The organism is Sphingomonas sp. PvP056 (assembly GCF_040549155.1).
Taxonomy (GTDB): domain Bacteria; phylum Pseudomonadota; class Alphaproteobacteria; order Sphingomonadales; family Sphingomonadaceae; genus Sphingomonas.
The window spans coordinates 222,253-240,541 of record NZ_JBEPST010000002.1 but is presented as its reverse complement, the minus strand read 5'-3'; the positions used below and the strand labels follow the sequence as shown (position 1 = coordinate 240,541).

The 18,289-nt window shown below is 65.3% G+C and carries 16 protein-coding genes and 1 tRNA gene; 11 read left to right on the top strand and 6 right to left on the bottom strand.

Annotation, left to right across the window (positions count from 1 at the left end; all coding sequences use genetic code 11):
- The first annotated feature begins 55 nt into the window (after positions 1 to 55).
- The 4 genes from ABIC17_RS05365 to ABIC17_RS05350 all read left to right on the top strand — a co-directional run bounded on the left by ABIC17_RS05365 (position 56) and on the right by ABIC17_RS05350 (position 2,968).
- Complete coding sequence (locus ABIC17_RS05365; protein WP_354280575.1) at positions 56 to 520, top strand: GNAT family N-acetyltransferase; 465 nt, start codon at positions 56 to 58, stop codon at positions 518 to 520.
- A gap of 68 nt (positions 521 to 588) precedes the next feature.
- On the top strand, positions 589 to 1,155 hold the full coding sequence (locus ABIC17_RS05360) for a DUF1285 domain-containing protein (protein WP_354279825.1): 567 nt from the start codon (positions 589 to 591) through the stop codon (positions 1,153 to 1,155).
- Positions 1,152 to 1,751: a CoA pyrophosphatase gene (locus ABIC17_RS05355; protein ID WP_354279823.1), complete on the top strand. Its 600-nt coding sequence runs from the start codon at positions 1,152 to 1,154 to the stop codon at positions 1,749 to 1,751. The genes ABIC17_RS05360 and ABIC17_RS05355 overlap by 4 nt, the downstream gene beginning before the upstream one ends.
- Positions 1,739 to 2,968: a CCA tRNA nucleotidyltransferase gene (locus ABIC17_RS05350; RefSeq protein WP_354279821.1), complete on the top strand. Its 1,230-nt coding sequence runs from the start codon at positions 1,739 to 1,741 to the stop codon at positions 2,966 to 2,968. Before ABIC17_RS05355 ends, ABIC17_RS05350 begins: the two co-directional genes overlap by 13 nt.
- On the opposite strand, the gene ABIC17_RS05345 is transcribed toward ABIC17_RS05350, so the two are convergent.
- Positions 2,938 to 4,653: a putative bifunctional diguanylate cyclase/phosphodiesterase gene (locus ABIC17_RS05345; protein ID WP_354279819.1), complete on the bottom strand. Its 1,716-nt coding sequence runs from the start codon at positions 4,651 to 4,653 to the stop codon at positions 2,938 to 2,940. The genes ABIC17_RS05350 and ABIC17_RS05345 overlap by 31 nt on opposite strands.
- A gap of 223 nt (positions 4,654 to 4,876) precedes the next feature.
- Positions 4,877 to 7,138, bottom strand: a complete 2,262-nt coding sequence (gene parC, locus ABIC17_RS05340) for a DNA topoisomerase IV subunit A (RefSeq protein WP_354279817.1) — start codon at positions 7,136 to 7,138, stop codon at positions 4,877 to 4,879.
- 103 nt (positions 7,139 to 7,241) lie between these two features.
- Between parC and ABIC17_RS05335 the strand changes: the two genes are divergently transcribed.
- The 5 genes from ABIC17_RS05335 (at position 7,242) to purQ (ending at position 11,386) form a co-directional block, all read left to right on the top strand.
- Complete coding sequence (locus ABIC17_RS05335) at positions 7,242 to 8,141, top strand: alpha/beta hydrolase family protein (protein ID WP_354279815.1); 900 nt, start codon at positions 7,242 to 7,244, stop codon at positions 8,139 to 8,141.
- Positions 8,138 to 9,352, top strand: coding sequence for a kynureninase (gene kynU, locus ABIC17_RS05330; protein WP_354279813.1), 1,215 nt, complete (start codon positions 8,138 to 8,140; stop codon positions 9,350 to 9,352). Before ABIC17_RS05335 ends, kynU begins: the two co-directional genes overlap by 4 nt.
- Before the next feature lie 119 nt (positions 9,353 to 9,471).
- Complete coding sequence (gene purC, locus ABIC17_RS05325; RefSeq protein WP_354279811.1) at positions 9,472 to 10,251, top strand: phosphoribosylaminoimidazolesuccinocarboxamide synthase; 780 nt, start codon at positions 9,472 to 9,474, stop codon at positions 10,249 to 10,251.
- Between the two features lie 236 nt (positions 10,252 to 10,487).
- A complete protein-coding gene (gene purS, locus ABIC17_RS05320) occupies positions 10,488 to 10,718 on the top strand; it encodes a phosphoribosylformylglycinamidine synthase subunit PurS (RefSeq protein ID WP_131531432.1) in 231 nt (76 codons plus the stop codon).
- Entirely contained in the window at positions 10,715 to 11,386 is a 672-nt protein-coding gene (purQ, locus tag ABIC17_RS05315; protein WP_354279809.1) for a phosphoribosylformylglycinamidine synthase subunit PurQ, read from the top strand. The genes purS and purQ overlap by 4 nt, the downstream gene beginning before the upstream one ends.
- Before the next feature lie 17 nt (positions 11,387 to 11,403).
- Here the strand turns inward: purQ and ABIC17_RS05310 are convergent, their stop codons facing one another.
- Both ABIC17_RS05310 and ABIC17_RS05305 read right to left on the bottom strand, forming a co-directional pair.
- Entirely contained in the window at positions 11,404 to 11,712 is a 309-nt protein-coding gene (locus tag ABIC17_RS05310) for a hypothetical protein (protein ID WP_354279807.1), read from the bottom strand.
- An 85-nt stretch (positions 11,713 to 11,797) separates the two neighbouring features.
- The gene (locus tag ABIC17_RS05305; RefSeq protein WP_354279805.1) at positions 11,798 to 12,562 is read right to left on the bottom strand and encodes a queuosine precursor transporter; all 765 of its coding nucleotides are present in this window, start codon (positions 12,560 to 12,562) and stop codon (positions 11,798 to 11,800) included.
- Between the two features lie 79 nt (positions 12,563 to 12,641).
- On the opposite strand from ABIC17_RS05305, the gene ABIC17_RS05300 reads away from it, so the two are divergent.
- Positions 12,642 to 12,718, top strand: a tRNA-Arg gene (locus ABIC17_RS05300).
- Between the two features lie 63 nt (positions 12,719 to 12,781).
- Here ABIC17_RS05300 and guaA read toward each other — a convergent pair.
- On the bottom strand, positions 12,782 to 14,338 hold the full coding sequence (guaA, locus tag ABIC17_RS05295; protein ID WP_354279804.1) for a glutamine-hydrolyzing GMP synthase: 1,557 nt from the start codon (positions 14,336 to 14,338) through the stop codon (positions 12,782 to 12,784).
- 156 nt (positions 14,339 to 14,494) lie between these two features.
- On the opposite strand from guaA, the gene ABIC17_RS05290 reads away from it, so the two are divergent.
- Entirely contained in the window at positions 14,495 to 16,147 is a 1,653-nt protein-coding gene (locus tag ABIC17_RS05290) for a DUF6311 domain-containing protein (protein ID WP_354279802.1), read from the top strand.
- On the opposite strand, the gene ABIC17_RS05285 is transcribed toward ABIC17_RS05290, so the two are convergent.
- Complete coding sequence (locus ABIC17_RS05285) at positions 16,141 to 18,270, bottom strand: prolyl oligopeptidase family serine peptidase (protein WP_502958412.1); 2,130 nt, start codon at positions 18,268 to 18,270, stop codon at positions 16,141 to 16,143. The genes ABIC17_RS05290 and ABIC17_RS05285 overlap by 7 nt on opposite strands.
- Positions 18,271 to 18,289: the final 19 nt, after the last annotated feature.

The following is an 18,289-nucleotide window of genomic DNA, read 5'->3' as shown; positions in this document are numbered from 1 at the left end:
CGACAGCCCGATCGATATCGTACCGATTGCGCACATCGCCGCCGAACGCGTCGAGATGCTGCTCGATCACGCGTTCGGCGCGGCGCGTCACGAGCGCACCGCCTACCGTATTCGCGCGGGGATGTCGGTGATTCCCGAAGCGAGCTTCGCGGCGCTGTCCGGCACGCTGCTGCTCGGCACGATCCAGTGCTGGCCGATCCGCTTCGCGGGCGATGACTCGACCGATGTGAATATGGTTCAGATCGGTCCGGTCGCGGTCGACCCCGCACACCAGCAGGGCGGCATTGGCAGGATGCTGACCAGCCACGCGCTCGATGCTGCGGCAGAGCATGACATGGCCGATGCCCTGACGCTGATCGGCGACCCGGAATATTACGGGCGGTTCTTCGGCTTCGACGCCAGCCGGACGACGCGTTGGCGCGTGCCCGGTCCGGTCGAGCGGCATCGCCTGCTGGCGCGCGGCAGCGCCGTGCCCGACGGCGCCGGGATCCTCGGTCCCCGCATCCACGCGCTGGTCTGAGCGACCTTCACGCTACTCCGCTCAGGCATCGCTTTACGCCTGCACCGCGCTGTCCTACCGCCTGCGACATGCCCATGGAGCCGATCCCCGATCTTTCATCCCTCTCGCTCGCCGACATTGCCCGGCTGGCGCAGGATCATAAGCTGCCGCCGATAGAGCGTTGGAACCCGACGCATTGTGGCGACAGCGAAATGCGGATCGCGCGCGATGGCACGTGGTTTCACCAGGGCTCGCCGATCGGCCGACCCGCGATGGTTCGCCTGTTCTCGACGATCCTCCGGCGCGAGGCGGATGGCAGCTATGTGCTCGTCACGCCCGTCGAAAAGCTCGACATCGAGGTCGAGGATGCACCGTTCGTCGCGGTCGAGTTGAAGGTGGAGCGCGACGGTCGCGATGCGATTCTCGTATTCAAGCTCAATACCGGCGACATCGTCACCGCGGACGCGGAGCACCCGCTGCGCTTCGAACACCGCGAGGATGGGCCACGCCCGTATCTGCACGTCCGCGGCGGCCTGGATGCGGTGATCGGGCGGACGGTTTATTACGATCTGGCCCAGCGCGCGATCGATGGCCGCGACGCGCCCCCCGGCGTGTGGAGTGCCGGAACCTTTTTCCCGATCGAGCCAGCGGAATGACTCTCGTCTCGCGCCTTGGGCAAGCGCTTTCGAGCGGGCCCGCGATCAACGCCGTGTTGCTGACCGGCGACCATGTCGACCATGATCCGCTGCCGTCTGCGCTCATGCAGGCGGCGGTGCTGGTGCCCGTGACCGACCGCGCCGAACCCGGCGTGATCCTGACGCGGCGGACCGATACGATGACGCGTCATGCAGGTCAGGTCGCCTTCCCCGGTGGCCGGATCGACCCCGGCGATCCAGACGCGATCGCGGCGGCACTACGCGAGGCCGAAGAGGAGATCGCCCTCCCCCGCGACGCCGTGCGCGTCGTCGGCGAGGCGGATCGTTATCGCACCGTCACCGGCTTCGAAGTGACTCCGGTCATTGGCGTGGTGCCGCCCGACTTGGTCTTCACCCCCAACCCCGCCGAGGTTGCCACCGTGTTCGAAGTCCCGCTCGGCTTCCTGCTCGATTCGGGCAACCACGTCGAGGCCAGCGTCGAATGGCAGGGGCGCAACCGCCACTATTACGAGATCTTCTGGGAGGAACACCGGATCTGGGGCGCGACCGCTGCGATGATCGTCAACCTGTCGCGGAGGCTGCGGTGGAACGCGTGACCCTTCCCCCTGCCGCGTGGCGCGACCGGGCAGAGTTGCAGGACCTGTGCCGCGTCCTCCGAGCGGACGCGGGGGATACGCGCGTCGTCGGCGGCGCAGTGCGCGATACGCTGCTCGGCTGTGCGGTGTCGGATATCGATCTGGCGACGCGACAGGCACCCGAAGACGTCCTGGCAGCGCTCCAGCGCGCGCGGATCAAGGCGGTGCCGACTGGCCTTGCACACGGCACGATTACCGCGGTGCTGGCGGACGGGCCGGTCGAGGTGACGACGCTGCGGCGCGACGTGTCGACCGATGGACGCCACGCGGTCGTCGCCTTCACCGACGATTGGCGCGAGGACGCGGCGCGGCGTGATTTTACGATGAACGCGCTCTATGCCGACCCCGCCACGGGGGAAATCTTCGACTATTTCGGGGGCATCGATGATCTGGCAGCGGGCCGGGTCCGGTTCATCGGGGATCCCTTGCAGCGGATCGCCGAGGATCATTTGCGGATCCTGCGTTTCTTCCGCTTTCACGCGCGCTTTGGCGACGTGCCCGATCCCGACGGTCTCGCCGCCTGCACCGCCCGCGCGAACGACCTGATGGCGCTGTCGCGCGAACGAATCGCGGCAGAGATGCTCAAGCTGCTGGTCGCACGGGGCGCTGTGCCGACGCTCGAGCTGATGATCGCCCACAGCATCCTGCTGCCCGTATTGCCTGAGATCACCGCCGCCGGGGTCGCCAAGATGGCCAAGGTCGCACAGCACGAAACGGCAGCCGGTCTGCAGCCCGATCCGCTGCGCCGTCTTGCTGCGCTGCTGCCGCATGACCCTACCATGGCCGAAGTCATTGCAAACAGGCTTAAGTTTTCGAACGCTCAGCGTCGGCGCCTGATCCTGGCGCTGAGTGGACCGGAGCGGGAGCCCGGGGACACGCCGCAAACCCTCGCCTATCGCTTCGGTTGCGACGGGGCGCTGGATCGCTGGTTGCTGACCACGTCGGGTGCAGAGGCGGTGGAGGGCGCGCGCGCGATCGTCGGTTTTGAGATCCCGGCCTTCCCCCTCACCGGTGGCGCGCTGGTCCAGCGCGGCGTCGGAAAGGGACCCGATGTTGCGCGGTTATTGCGGCAGGTCGAGGATGCGTGGGTTGCCGAAGGCTTCCCCGATGCCGATCGCACCGCGCAGCTCGCGGACGATGCCGTCGATCAGTGGCAGCGATCGAGCAGCATCGCGTAAGCAGCGTCCGCCTCAAGCGGCCGCGCGAAGAAGTATCCTTGACCGTAGGAGCAGCCAAGCGCGGCGAGCGTCTGCGACAGCTCGACCGTCTCGATCCCCTCGGCGGTGGTCTGCATCCCAAGCGCCTGCGCCAAGCTGAGAATCGCTCGGACGATGGCGATCTTGTCGCGATCCGCGAGCATACCCGTCACGAAGCTGCGGTCGATCTTGAGCACGTCGATCGGCAGTTTCTGCAGATAGGCGAGATTGGAATAGCCCGTTCCGAAATCGTCCATTGCGATCGTCGTGCCCAGCGCCTTGAGCGCGTGCATGATCGTTGCGATCCGATCGGGATCGCTAACCAGCGCACTTTCAGTCAATTCGAGCGTGAAACGGTCCCCATTGAGACCATTGCAGTCGAGCGCCGCCTGGACCACCGGCGCAATCGCGTCGCGCTGCAACTGGATTGCGGATAGGTTGACCGCAAGCTTGATGCCGCAATCCCCGCCGAGGCGCGCATCCCATCCCGCCAGCGTCGCCGCCGCTTCCTGGATCGCCCACCGCCCGAGCGGAACGATCAGCCCGGATTCCTCGGCGACGGGAATGAAATCGTTGGGTGAATATTCGGTCCCGTCCTCCGCGCGCCACCGGGCAAGCGATTCGAAGGCGACGAGCTTGCCGGTCGCGAGATCGATGATCGGCTGATAGCACAGCCGCATCTGTCCACGCTCGATCGCCCGGCGCAGCGCGGTTTCGATGCCGAACTGCTCCCGCGCGATGTCGAACGCCTGAATCTGATATGCTTCGGACTTGCCCGTCACCTTGGACCGCTTGACCGCGAACTGGGCGTGGCGGATCAGTTCTTCCGCATCGTCGATCTCGGCCGCCCCGAAGGCGATACCGATCGAACAGGCGACCCGGATCTCAAAGTCGGACAAGCGGAATGGCGTCGCCAGCGCGCCGAAAATGCGTTTAGACACGTGATCCGCATCGACTGCGCCATCCTCAAGCGTCAACAGGATCGCGAACTCGTCGCCCCCCGTGCGCGCCAGCACGTCCTGCGCCCGAAGCGCGCCCTTCATGCGCCGGGCGACGGTGATGAGCAGTTCATCCCCCGCCATCGACCCCAGGCAGGCGTTGACGCGGCTGAACCGGTCGAGATCGATCACCAGAACGGCATATCGTTCCCGCGTCGCAGGGTCCTCGATCAATCCTTCCAGCCGATCACTGAATCCTGCGCGATTCGGCAGCCCCGTGAGGCTATCGGTCAGCATCTCGCGCCGCAGATTATGTTCGGTGCGCAGTTCCGCGGTCTGGTCGACCAGTGTCAGAATGCAGCGTTGCTCAGGGTTGCGGATAAGCCGCGCGAGGGTCGCCTGGTAATGGCGCCCGTCCACAAGATCGCCGAAATCGATCCGAAATTCGGCGCGCAGGGTTTCGCCGCGGATGAAGGCGGTGATCTGCGGCTCGATCTGCGCGACCAGCGATTGCCGTCGCTCGCCCGGTCCCAGCCCTGCAAGATCGAACGCGGTATTGGAGACCTCGATGCGTACACCGTCATCCCCAAGGACAACCAGCGCAGCGGGGATCGGCAACAAATCGATCGCGCGGGACACCAGCATGACCGATAGCGCATTGTTATCGATCATGGTCAGCGCGCTGACCACGGGATCTTCCACCAAGACGGGTTTGGTCCTGAGCGCCATGCATTCGGTAGTAGTGCGCAATAGTTAACAAGCCGCTGCAATCGTACGATTCCACCGGGTGTCGACCATGCCCGTGATGACGGATTTCTTGCCGCATCGGTGCTCAGAACAGGGATGATTTGGTCAACGAAGCCGAGCAGAAAGAACATTGTAGGACGCGGCAAAACCGCGTGAGATGGATCCTACCTCGCGCCTTGCGGCTTCTATGTGCGATCGTATCTGTTCATCCGAAATGATTGTCGCGCGGGAATCCGTTGGGCGGCATGCGCCCCGCAGCACCGCGCGCGGCGCGCCACGCACCAAGATCGGTTTCGGTCCGAACGCGCTTGGTATCGCCGCCCATTTGCCAGCTCAGACCGTTCGCAAAGACGAAGGTGATCGCGTCGGACAGCCCGCCATCCCGGAAGCGCATCAATTGCACCCCCTGCCCCCGCGTCAGTTCGGGAAGTTCGCTCAGCGGGAAAACGAGGAGTCGGCGATTGTCGCCGATCGCACCGACGTAATCGTCCTCGAGCCCGACCGGCTTGACCAGCTTGAGCTTGGCGCCCAGCCGCGGCGTCACGACCGTCTTACCCTTGCGCGTCTCCGCCAGCGTATCGGCGGTACGGACGATGAACCCGCGTCCGTCGGTCGCTGCGACGAGCCAGCGGTCGGACTGGCTGGAGCGGAACACGCCGACGATCCCGATGTCGCCGTCGAGATCGATCATCAGCCTGAGCGGCTCGCCGAACCCGCGCCCGCCGGGCAGCTTGTCCGCGGGTAGCGTAAAGAACCGTCCGTTCTCAGCCGCGACGAGGATCTTGTCGGTGGTCTGCGCGTGGAAGTCGAACAGCGGCGCATCGCCGTCCTTGAACTTGACTGCAGCGACCCCGGCGGCATCGACATGCCCCTTCATCGCGCGGATCCAGCCGCGCTGCGACAGGATGACGGTGATCGGCTCGCGCTCGATCATCGCGTCGAGCGGAATGTCGCGCAAAGGGGCCGCCTGTTCGATCGTGGTGCGCCGCTTGCCGAGCGTGGTTTCCGGCCCGTAGCGGTCGCGCAGCTTGCCGAAGTCGCGCTTCAGCCGCGTCCGCTGGCGCGCTTCGCTGCCGAGCAGCGCCTCGAGCCCGGTGCGCTCCGCGTCGAGCGTATCGCGCTCCTTGCGCAACTCCATCTCCTCGAGCCGCCGCAAGGATCGCAGCCGCATGTTGAGGATGGCTTCGGCCTGCCGGTCGTTGAGCCCGAACTCGGCGATCATCACCGGCTTGGGCTCGTCCTCGGTGCGGATGATCTCGATCACGCGGTCAAGGTTGAGATAGGCGACGATATAGCCGTCGAGCAGCTCGATCCGGTCCGCGATCTTGCCCAGCCGGTGCGCCGTGCGCCGCTGGAGCACGATGAACTGGTGCGTGATCCACTCGTTGAGCGCCTCGGCCAGGCTCATCACGCGCGGCGTCCGACTTGCGTCGAGCACGTTGAGGTTGAGACTGAAGCGTGTCTCGAGGTCGGACAGCTTGAACAGGCTCTCCATTAACACGACCGGGTCGACGGTGCGGCTGCGCGGTTCGATCACGATGCGGATCACCGCGTCCGATTCGTCGCGGACGTCCGCCATGATCGGCAGCTTCTTGTCGTTGACGATCGCGGCGAGCTGCTCGATCAGCTTGCCCTTCTGCACGCCGTATGGAATTTCGGTGACGATCGCGGTCCATGTCCCGCGCCCGAGATCCTCGACTTGCCAGCGCGCGCGCACGCGGAACCCACCGCGACCCGTCGCATAGCTCTCCGCGATCGCGGCGGGCGAATCGACCACCAGTCCGCCGGTCGGAAAATCGGGCCCGCGAACGTGATCCAGGATGTTGAACCCGGTCAGATCCCCCGATCGGTCGATCAGCGCGATCGCGGCGTCGTACAGTTCGGCGACATTGTGCGGCGGGATGTTGGTGGCCATGCCGACCGCGATCCCCGCGGCGCCATTGGCGAGCAAATTGGGGAAGGCGCCGGGGAACAGCTCGGGCTCCTGTTCCTCATTATTGTAGGTCGGCTTGAACGCGACCGCGTCCTCGTCGAGCCCCGCCATCAGGTCGATCGCGACCTGCGTCAGCCGGGCTTCGGTGTACCGGAACGCAGCGGCATTATCCCCGTCGATATTGCCGAAATTGCCCTGCCCCTCGACCAGCGGATAGCGGACCGAGAAATCCTGCGCGAGCCGGACCATCGCGTCATAGACTGACTGGTCGCCGTGCGGATGGTATTTGCCGATGACTTCGCCGACGACGCGTGCCGATTTCTTGAACGCGGTGCCGGGGTCCATCCGCAACGCGCGCATCGCCCACAGCAATCGGCGATGCACCGGCTTCATCCCGTCGCGCAGATCGGGAAGCGAGCGCGCAGTGATCGTCGACAGCGCATAGACCAGATACCGATCCGACAGCGCGCTATCGAACGGTGCGTCGGCGATCGCGTTGAAGGGGTCGTTGGGGTCGATGATGTCGGTCGCCATCTGTTCCGGTTAGCAGGCCGGGGCCGCCCCCGTCCACCGCGACTCATCCGATCACCGTGACACCCCTTCGACAAGCGCGCGGGGGCGTCGTATCGATGCGGGGATGCTCAGATTCGCCCTCGCCGCCGCCGCGGTGCTCACCCCCGTCGCGGTTGCCGCGCAGGATGCCCCGAAACCCTTGCTGACCTGGCCCGACCTGACCGAGCGCGCCAAGCCTGCGCCCGATGCGACGGTCGATTACGGAACCGATCCCTATCAGAAGGTCGACGTCTGGGTGCCGCAGGGCAAGGGGCCCTTCCCGACCGTGCTGATGGTTCACGGGGGTTGCTGGACGACGAGCATCGCGGACCGCAGTCTGATGAACTGGATCGCGGACGATCTGCGCAAGGACGGCATCGCGGTGTGGAACGTCGACTATCGCGGGGTCGATCGGCCGGGCGGTGGCTATCCGGGGACCTTCACGGATGCGGCGGCGGCGGCGGATGCGTTGAAGACCAACGCGCGCAAATATCACCTCGATGCGAAGCATGTAGTCGCGGTGGGGCATTCGGCGGGCGGGCATCTCGCCTTGTGGCTCGCCGCGCGCGGAAAGATCGCGCGGACGAGCCCGCTCTATGCCCGGTCGCCGCTCAAGATTGCCTATGCGATCAGTCTCGGCGGCCTCCCCGATCTCGAGGCCACCGCCGCCAGCCCGGATAATGGCTGCGGGGTCGAGGTCGTCGGCAAGCTCGTCGGGGCACCCGGTTCACGCCCCGACGTCTATGCGGACACGTCGGTGCCGCGCCTGCTGCCGCTCGGCGTGGCGCAGGATCTCGTCAACGGGCAGGAGGACAAGATCATTCCGCTGCGGATGGGGACCGCCTACGTCGCCGCCGCGCGTGCCAAGGGCGATAGCGCCGAATTGCATATCGTTGCGCAAACCGGGCACGTCGAACTGGTCGCGCCCGAAACCGCTGCCTGGGCGACGACCAAGCGCCTGATCCGCGCGGCTTTTGCGAAATGACCCTCGCCGAAGCCCAAGCCCGCGATGCCGCCGATCCGCTTCGTGCGTATCGCGATGCGTTTCACATTCCTGAAGGCGTGATCTATCTCGACGGCAATTCGCTGGGGCCACTCCCGCGAACGACGCCTGCCGCGCTCGCCGACATGGCGGAGCGGCAATGGGGCGATCGGCTGATTCGCAGTTGGAACGAAGGCTGGATCGAGGCCCCCCGCCGCGTCGGCGCCAAGATCGCCCGGCTGATCGGCGCGGCGGAAGACGAAGTGATCGTTGCCGATTCGACCTCGGTCAATCTGTTCAAACTGCTTGTTGCCGCGCTGCGCCACGCGACCCCGCGCGGGACCATTCTGAGCGAGACGGGAAACTTTCCGACCGACCTGCACATCGCCGAAGGCGCGGTCGGCTGCGTCCCCGGCGCACGTCTCCACGCCGTCGCGCGCGACCAGTTGGCGACATCGCTCGACAGCGAGACCGCGCTGCTGATGCTGACGCACGTCCATTACAAAACATCCGAATGTTTCGATATGTTAGCGTGGTCCGCGAAGGCACGTGAGAATGGTGCTTTAACCCTATGGGATCTCAGCCATAGCGTCGGCGCAATCCCGATCGACCTCAACGGTGCCGGGGCGGATATGGCGGTCGGCTGTGGCTACAAATATCTCAACGGCGGCCCCGGTGCGCCAGCCTTCCTCTACGTATCCAAACGGCTGCAGGACACGCTCGCCAGTCCGTTGTCGGGTTGGATGGGGCATGCGGCACCGTTCGGATTCGCCGACGCCTATGCCCCCGCGCCCGGCATGACGCGCTGGCTTGCCGGGACGCCGCCGATGCTCGGAATGGCCGCTTTGGAAGCCGGCCTCGACATCTGGCGCGACGTCGATCAGCAGCAGGTCGCAGAGAAGAGCGCCGCCTTGTTCGATACGCTGGCGGCGGTCGGCGCGGCGGCCGGACTGGACTGCGTCAGCCCGGCGGATCCGGCAAAACGTGGAAGCCATATCTCGTTCCGCCATCCCGATGCCTACGCCATCTGCCAGGCGCTGATCGATCGCCGCGTGATCGGCGACTTCCGCGATCCCGATATCTTGCGGTTCGGCCTGACGCCCTTGTATCTCGGCTTTGCGGACGTCGTTCGGGCGGGCGAGATCCTGGGCGAAATCGTGTCGAGCGGTGCCTACCGCGATCCCGCGTATCAGGCGCGCAACGCGGTTACGTAAACGCCTGCCAAGCGATTGATTGCACCCCCGGCATCGATCCGGTATAGGCGTGATCTTCCCGCCCCGGCCCGCGTGATCCGCGTTGCCGGGGCCGCTCATTTCCAGGGGTTAGCGCAAACATGGCACGCCGCCGCCAGATCTACGAAGGCAAGGCCAAGATCCTGTACGAGGGTCCTGAGCCGGGTACGCTGATCCAGTATTTCAAGGACGATGCCACCGCTTTCAATGCCCAGAAAAAGGGCACGATCAGCGGCAAGGGCGTGCTGAACAACCGGATTTCCGAGCACGTCTTTACGCTGCTCGGCGCGATCGGGGTGCCCACCCACTTCATCCGTCGCCTCAACATGCGCGAACAGCTGATTCGCCAGGTCGAGATCATCCCGATCGAAGTCGTCGTCCGCAACGTGGCGGCGGGCTCGATCTCGACTCGCCTCGGGATCGAGGAAGGCACGCAGTTGCCCCGCACGATCATCGAATATTATTACAAGGACGATGCGCTCGGCGATCCGATGATCACCGACGAGCATATCGCCGCGTTCGGCTGGGCGGGCCAAGAAGAAATGGCCGACATCGCCGACCTGGCGATTCGCGTAAACGATTTCCTGTGCGGCCTGTTCGCCGGGATCGGCATCCGTCTGGTTGACTTCAAGCTCGAATTCGGGCGCGTGTGGGACAATGATTACCCGCGCGTGATCCTCGCCGACGAAATCAGCCCCGATGGTTGCCGTCTGTGGGACATGACCACCAACGAGAAGCTCGACAAGGATCGCTTCCGTCGCGACCTTGGCGGGGAAGTCGAAGCGTATCAGGAAGTCGCCCGCCGGCTCGGGCTGTTGCCCGAGGAAGCCGATGGTGCGGTGCTCGACATGGAACAGCACCGGCTCAACAAGGGTAAGTAAGCCGCGGGGCTTGCTTCACCTTACTTCTTCCCCGGCGCAGGCCGGGGCCCAGGCGGACAGGTTCTGGTGACGGGTACAGCGCCCGCCATAACCCGCCCTCTACTGGGCCCCGGCCTTCGCCGGGGAAGGACTATTGAAGATGTGTGGCGGACGATCCCCCGCATCCAACCCTTGCAGCCCGTAGCCCGGGCGAGCATAGCGGCCCGCATCCCCTACCGTCGCAGCAGGACATATCTATGAAGCTCCGCATCTTCGTCACGCTGAAGCCCGGCGTGCTCGATCCGCAGGGTCGCGCGATCCACAAGGCGCTGGACGGCCTCGGCTTTGCCGGCGTCAACGATGTCCGCGCGGGCAAGCTGATCGAACTCGACGTCGCCGACGACATGGCCGACGCACAGGTCGACGAGATGTGCCGCAAGCTGCTCGCCAACACTGTCATCGAGAATTTCCGGGTGGAACGCGCATGAAGACCGCGGTCATCGTCTTTCCGGGCTCGAATTGTGACCGCGACGTCGCGGTCGCGCTGCGCGAGGTGAGCGGGGCCGCGCCGACGATGGTGTGGCACGGCGACACCGCGCTGCCCGACGGGATTGATCTGGTCGCCCTCCCCGGCGGCTTCTCCTACGGCGACTATCTGCGCTCGGGCGCGATCGGCGCGCGGTCGCCGATCATGCGCGCTGTCAGCGACGCCGCCGAGCGCGGCGTTCCGGTGCTCGGCGTGTGCAACGGCTTCCAGGTGCTGACCGAGGCGGGTCTGCTGCCGGGTGCGCTGATGCGCAATGCCGGGCTCGATTTCGTGTGCCGCGATGTCGCGCTGACGGTCGACAATGCGCAGACCGCATTCACCAGCCGCTATGCCGCGGGCGAGAAGATCATCATCCCGGTCGCGCACCATGACGGCAATTATTCGGCGGATGCCGAAACGCTCGATCGGCTCGAAGGCGAAGGCCGCGTTGCGTTTCGCTATGCCGAACCCGTCAACGGATCGGCGCGCAACGTTGCGGGCGTCCTGAATGCCGCCGGCAACGTGCTTGGCCTGATGCCTCATCCCGAGCGCCGCATCGATGGCGCAGCGCACGGTGGGAATGATGGCCGCCGGATGTTCGAAGGCCTGTTGGAGACGGTCGGGGCGTAAGCCCCCCGTCTCTCATATCACTCCGGCTGGTGGCCGAGCGCCATTGCATCAGCGCTTCCGACCTGCTGCTCTCCGTCGAACAGACGGTCGAGGCGGGTGCGGATTTCCCCGCGATAGCCTTTCGCGGCGAGCGAGCGCGGTGCCGTGACAGACACTTCGTCGGCGATCGCATCCTTGATCCGGTCGATCGCTGCCTCGTCGAGCACATTCGCGCGCTTGAGTTCATGACAGAGCTGCACCAGCCCCACTGCGGTCGCCTGCGCGCGCAGCCCCACGTTGGTCAGGTCGAAGTGCAGCTTTTTTTGCTTGTCATACGCGGTGGTCATTGGAGTTTCCTTCCACGATCCACCCTAAGCCCCGTTTGCCGGTCCGGCTAGGGCAGCCGTGGCAGACACTGCGGCGGGACGTGCGTCAGACGCCCGCCTTGAACGGCGAGAAATCGGTCCCGCGATCGTACACGTCGATTCCCTCGCGACGTTTGAGGAACCCCACCACCAGATAGGTAGCCGGCGTCAGCAACACCTCCCACGACACCTTCAGCACGAACTGGCTGATCATCACCGACAGCATTGCCTCGACCGGCCAGTCGGGCGCGCCCAGGAACGCCAGCGGGTAGAAAATGAGGCTGTCGAATCCTTGCGCGACGATCGTGCTGCCGATCGTGCGGGTCCAGAGCATTCGGCCTTCGGTAAGGATCTTGAGTTTCGCCAGAACGAAGCTGTTCGCAATTTCTCCGACCCAGAAGGCGGCAACCGACGCGACGATGATCCGCAATCCCGTGGCGGCCGCGGGATCGATCAGGACCGAACGCCCGAACACATATTCATACGCCGCCTGACCGTTCCACCCAGCCGCGGGTGGTAACGCGACGACGATCTGCTCCATGACGGCCAGAAAAACGAGCGCGCCGAACCCCGCCCACACACAGCGCCGCGCACGCGCGTAGCCGTAGACTTCGGTCAGCACGTCGCCGATCACATAGCTGACCGGGAAAAACAGGATGCCAGCACCGAACGGCCACAGCCCGACTCCCGGCAGGTCGATCACCGATCGCTTTCCGGCACCGACCACATTGGACAGCAGCAGGATCACGACGAACGCGACCATGACGAAATCATAATATCGGAAAGCCCGCCCGCCCAGGTCGCGCGCGGCCATGCTCTTTGGTGCGTTCATCGGCCCCCATCCCATCCGCATCACCGGTATGAAGACCGTTTCACAAACGCGCAATCCACGCTAAAGCCGACCCCGGCGCGCGCCCGTAGCTCAGTTGGATAGAGCAAGGAGCTTCTACCTCCTCGGTCGGGGGTTCGACTCCCTCCGGGCGCGCCAACCTTTCCCTCGTTTCCGCAAGCCGGCTCTTTTACCGAGCCAGGAACTTGCGGGACGCTGGTCTCACTCCCACTCGATCGTGCCGGGCGGCTTGCTCGTATAGTCATAGGTCACGCGGTTCACGCCGCGGACTTCGTTGACGATCCGGGTGGCGACGCGCGGGAGGAAGTCACCCGGGAACTGGAATGCCTGCGCGGTCATCCCGTCGGTCGACGTCACCGCACGCAGCGCGAGCACGTAATCATAGGTCCGCCCGTCGCCCATCACCCCGACCGAGCGCACCGGTAGCAGCACCGCGAACGCCTGCCAGATCGCGTCGTACAGCCCGGCGCGGCGGATCTCGTCGAGATAGACCGCATCCGCCTTGCGCAGAATGTCGCAGCGGTCCTTGGTGACTTCACCCGGAATACGGATCGCCAGACCCGGCCCCGGGAACGGATGCCGCCCGACGAAGATCTCGGGCAACCCCAGTTCGCGCCCAAGCGCACGGACTTCGTCCTTGAACAGTTCGCGCAGCGGCTCGACCAGCTGCATCTTCATCCGCGCCGGCAGGCCGCCGACATTGTGATGGCTCTTGATCGTCACCGATGGCCCGCCGGTGAAGCTGACGCTTTCGATCACGTCCGGATACAGCGTACCCTGCGCGAGGAAGTCCGCCCCGCCGATCGCCTTGGCTTCCGCCTCGAAGATGTCGATGAACGCACCGCCGATGAACTTGCGCTTCGCCTCGGGGTCGGTGACGCCCGCAAGCCCGGCCATGAACGTTTCCTCGGCGTCGACGTGGACGAGCGGGATGTTGTAATGGTTGCGGAACAGCGTGACGACCTGGTCGGCCTCGCCGCTGCGCATCAGGCCGTGGTCGACGAATACGCACGTCAGCTGCTCGCCGATCGCCTCGTGGATCAGTACCGCTGCGACCGCCGAATCGACCCCACCCGACAGACCGCAAATGACCTTACCGCTGCCGACCTGCGCGCGGATCTCCGCGATCTTAGTCGCGCGGAATTCGGCCATCGTCCAGTCTCCGCTCAGCCCGCAGACATGCCGCGCGAAGGTCGCGATCAGCTTGGCACCGTCCGGCGTATGGACGACCTCGGGATGGAACTGCATCGCGTAATAATGCCGCGCATCGTCCGCGATCACCGCGAAGGGCGCGCCGGGGCTTGCCGCGACCGGACGGAAGCCGGGGGCGAGCTCGGTCACCTTGTCGCCGTGGCTCATCCACACCTGATGCGACTCGCCCGGCTCCCATGCGCCATCGAACAACGCGCAGGTATCGCGGATCTCGATTACCGCATGGCCAAACTCGCCGCTGTCGCCGAGCGTCACCGTCCCGCCGAGCTGGTGCATCATCACCTGCTGGCCGTAGCAGATCCCCATGATCGGCACGCCGCTGTCGAGGATCGCCTGCGGAATGCGCGGGCTGTTTTCATCAAGCACCGACGCAGGGCTGCCCGAGAGGATCACACCCTTGGGCTGCATCCGTTCGAACGCATCGGCGGCGGTGGTGAAGGGCGCGATCTCGCTATAGACCCCCGCTTCGCGCACGCGCCGGGCGATCAACTGAGTCACCTGGCTACCGAAATCGACGATAAGGATGGAGTCGCTGGGATGGGTCATGCGGCCAGATAGCAGAAGTGCGCCGCGATGCCAGAGTCGCACCGCAAGTTTCGCCGCGCCGCGGAGAAGACCCGCGTGGTTAGCCCCCCGGCCGCGCATGTTCCGCAGATCAGTGCGGTTAACACGTCCTACATCATGCCGTGGCACTGGCTTTGTATGCGTTCATCATCCCGTCTACCGACAGATCTCGCCCTGATCGTTGTGCTGGCGATCGCGCTGTTCTGGACGTTCTTCAACGTGAACATGCTCGACCCCGGCAATATCGGGTGGCTTTTGCGCGGCACCGACAATGGCGAGAATGCGCTTGGGCTGCATGCCTGGCTGAACGACCCCCATGCTGGTCTGTGGCGGACGCAAATGCTGAACGCGCCCGAGGGCGTCGCATTACTGTTTACCGACAGCAATCCCCTGCTGGCGACGATCGTTGCGCCGTTCCGGCACCTGATCGGCCGGGAGTTTCAGGTCGTCGGGCCGTGGCTGTTGGCATGCCTGATGCTCCACCTGGGGTTGGCGCGCGCCTTGCTGGCGCCATATGCGCCGAACCGCTGGATGTTGTGGGCCGGTGTGCTGGTGTTGGCGCTGCTGCCGTCGCTGTATCTCCGCCAGATCCACGTCAATCTCTGTGCTCACTGGCTGATCCTGTGGGCGCTGTGGACCTACGCCAGTCCGCACCGGGCAAGCGACTGGCGCTGGTGGATTGCGGTGCTGGTGACCGCCGCGCTGATCCACAGCTATCTGTTGCTGATGGTCGCGGCGATCTGGGGAAGCGCTTTCCTGGAGCGGTTGGCCAGCGCCGACGGGGGCTGGGTGGCGCGTCGACGACTGCTGGCAGGAGCGGTCGTCGTTGTGATCGCGGTCGGCCTGGTTCTGGGCTTGCTGATCGATCGCGGAGGGTTCGTTGCGACGGGCACGTTCGGGCGGTTCGGAATGCCTCTGGATGCCCCGTGGAACCCGGCGATCGCGGGTCTGTCGCGGTTCCTGCCGGCGAGCGCGCAAGCGCCGGACCGGCAACTGGAAGCGTTCCAGTATTTGGGCGCAGGGCTGCTGCTCATGATCATCGCAATGCCTTTCGCATTGGCGACGACGCAGAATGCCCCCTCGCCTGCGACCGGACTGCACCGGCGGCTGTGCTGGCTGCTGCCGGCCGGTACCGTGCTGACCCTCCTCGCCATCTCGCACCGAGTCGATTTCGCGGGGTCGACGCTGTTCACCCTCCCGCTGTCACCGCGCGTCCTGGCTGTGCTCGATCCGGTCCGTGCATCCGCGCGGCTGTTTTGGCCCGTTGCCTATGGACTCCTGTTTGCAGCGATCACGGCGGCCTATCGCCTGCCGATCGCGCGGGGGCGTCTGTTGATGGCCCTGGCGGTGGCGATCCAGCTGCTCGATGTCGGCGGATTGGCACGGCTCACGCGCGCCGAAACCGATACGGCGCAAGACCGTACCATCTGGAAGCGGACGACCGATCCGCGTTGGCAAAGCGCGATCGCGAGCGCGCGGGACGTCACGATCATGCCACCCGACGCCACGCGGCGGCTCGACCTTTTCCAGGAGATCGCGTGGCGGGCAATCGACGCGGGACGGCCCGTCAGGCTGGTCTATGCCGCCCGCACCAACCGTGTGACTGCGGCCCGGCTGATCGCCGAGGAACGCGCCTTTGCCCGCGGGGTATTGGACCCGCGGCGGCTCTACGTTCTTCTACCCGACGCGCCTTTGCCTCCGGTCGCCCCTGACCGTGTGCTGGTGCTCGACGGCGTGCGGGTCATCCTGCCCCTGCGCGATGCGGGGCAGGATGCCCCACGAGGTCACTGAACCGGCTTCACCTGCAACCCGGTCCACTTCGCCGCAAATGCCCAGGCATCCGCGGTTTCGGCGATGACCTTGTCGGTCGGCTTGCCCGAGCCGTGCCCCGCGCGAGTCTCGATCCGCACCAGCCGTGGCTTTGGTCCGAGATCGAGCGACTGGAGCATCGCGGTATATTTGAACGTATGGCCCGGCACGACGCGATCGTCGGTGTCCGCCGTCTCCGCGAGGATCGCCGGATAGGGCTTGCCCGCGCGGATGTTGTGATAGGGCGAATAGGCGTAGAGCGTCTTGAAGTCGGCCTCCTTCGACGGATAGCCGTAATCGTCAACCCAATAGCGCCCCGCGGTGAACCGGTCGAAGCGCAGCATGTCCATCACGCCGACCGCGGGGATCGCGGCGGCAAACAGGTCGGGACGTTGGTTGGTCACCGCGCCGACGAGCAACCCGCCGTTCGAGCCACCCTGGATCACGAGCTGGTCCTTGCCGGTGATCTTCTCCGCCTTGAGATACTCGCCCGCCGCGATGAAATCGTCGAACACATTCTGCTTCTGCGCGAGGCGGCCACCGTCGTGCCATGCCTTGCCATATTCCCCGCCGCCCCGGATGTTGGCGACCGCAAGCACACCGCCCTGCTCGAGCCACGCCAGCCGCGTCGCGGAGAAGGTCGGCGTGACCGAGATGTTGAACCCGCCGTACGCGTAGAGCAGCGTTGGGGCCGGACCGGTGACATCCTTGCGGCGCACCACGAACATCGGCACGCGTGTGCCATCCTTCGACGTGTAGAACCGCTGCTCGACGTGATAGCGCGCCGGGTCGAACGCGACCTTGGGCGCGGCCCAGGGGGTCGCCTTGCCGGTCTTGACGTCATAACGATAGATCGTCGTGGGCGTGGCGAAGCTGGTGAAGGCGTAGAAGGTCTCACTGTCGTCCGCGTCCCCGCCAAAGCCGCCCACATCGCCGATTCCGGGCAGCGCGACCGTGCCGTCCGCCTTGCCCTCCAGCGTGAATCGACGGACCTCGCTCTTCACATCCGCCAAATAGGACACGAGCAGCCGCCCGCCGACCAGGTTCGCCCCATCGATCACGTCCTTGCCCTGCGCAACGACCTCGGTTTCGGGCACTTCGGCCGATCGCGCATAGAGGTTGGTCGCGACGATCCGCCCGCGCGGCGCGCCCTTGTTGGTCACCCAATAGAAATTGCCGCCGACATTGCCCGCGAGCGTCCACTCGTTTTCGAGGCCCTTGACGATCGTCCGGGGCGCAGGCTTGGGCGCGGTCAGGTCGATGACGGTGATCTGATAGCGGTTGTCGGTGCCCTCATGCGTGGTGACGACCAGCCACTTGCCGTCATCCGTCACTTGCGCATTGTGCCCGAGCTTCGGCTGGTCGGGGGTGGCGTAGATCAGCGCATCGACCGACTGCGGCGTGCCGAGCTTGTGGAAATAGACCTGTTGGTTTTCGTTGAGCGCCTGGAACTTCGAACCGTCCGCCGGTGCGGCGAAGCGCGAATAATAGAATCCTGACCCGTCCTTCGCCCAGGACAGACCCGAAAACTTGACCCACTCAATCGAGTCCGACACCGCACCGGTCGCGACATCGAGCACCTTGACCGTCCGCCAGTCCGTCCCGCCATCCTGCACGGCATACAGTAGCTTCTTGCCGTCTTCCGAGGGCGACCATTCGGCGAGCGCGGTCGCGCCGTCCTTCGACCATCCGTTGGGATCGATCAGCACGCGGCCCTCGCCGTCCACGCTGTCGCGCACGTACAGCACCGCCTGGTTCTGTAGGCCGGCGTTCCGGCTATAGAAATAGCGTCCGCCCTTCTTCACCGGCACGCCGAACCGCTCGTAGTTGAGCAACTGCTTTAATCGAGCCGCAAAAATGTCGCGCCCCGGAAGCGTCGCCAGATAGGCGTTGGTCACTGCATTCTGATCCGTGACCCACTTGGCCACCTCGGAATCGGTGCGGACGTCATTCTCGAGCCAGCGGTAGGGATCGGCGACCTTCACGCCGAACTGCTCGTCGACCTGGGGAACGCGGCGCGTTTCGGGATAGTGCATCATGGGAGCCTGTGTCTGCGCGATAGCGGGGGAAGCCAAGAGAACCGCGAGGATCGGAAAAGGTCGCATGCAAAGCCCCGAAACGAAG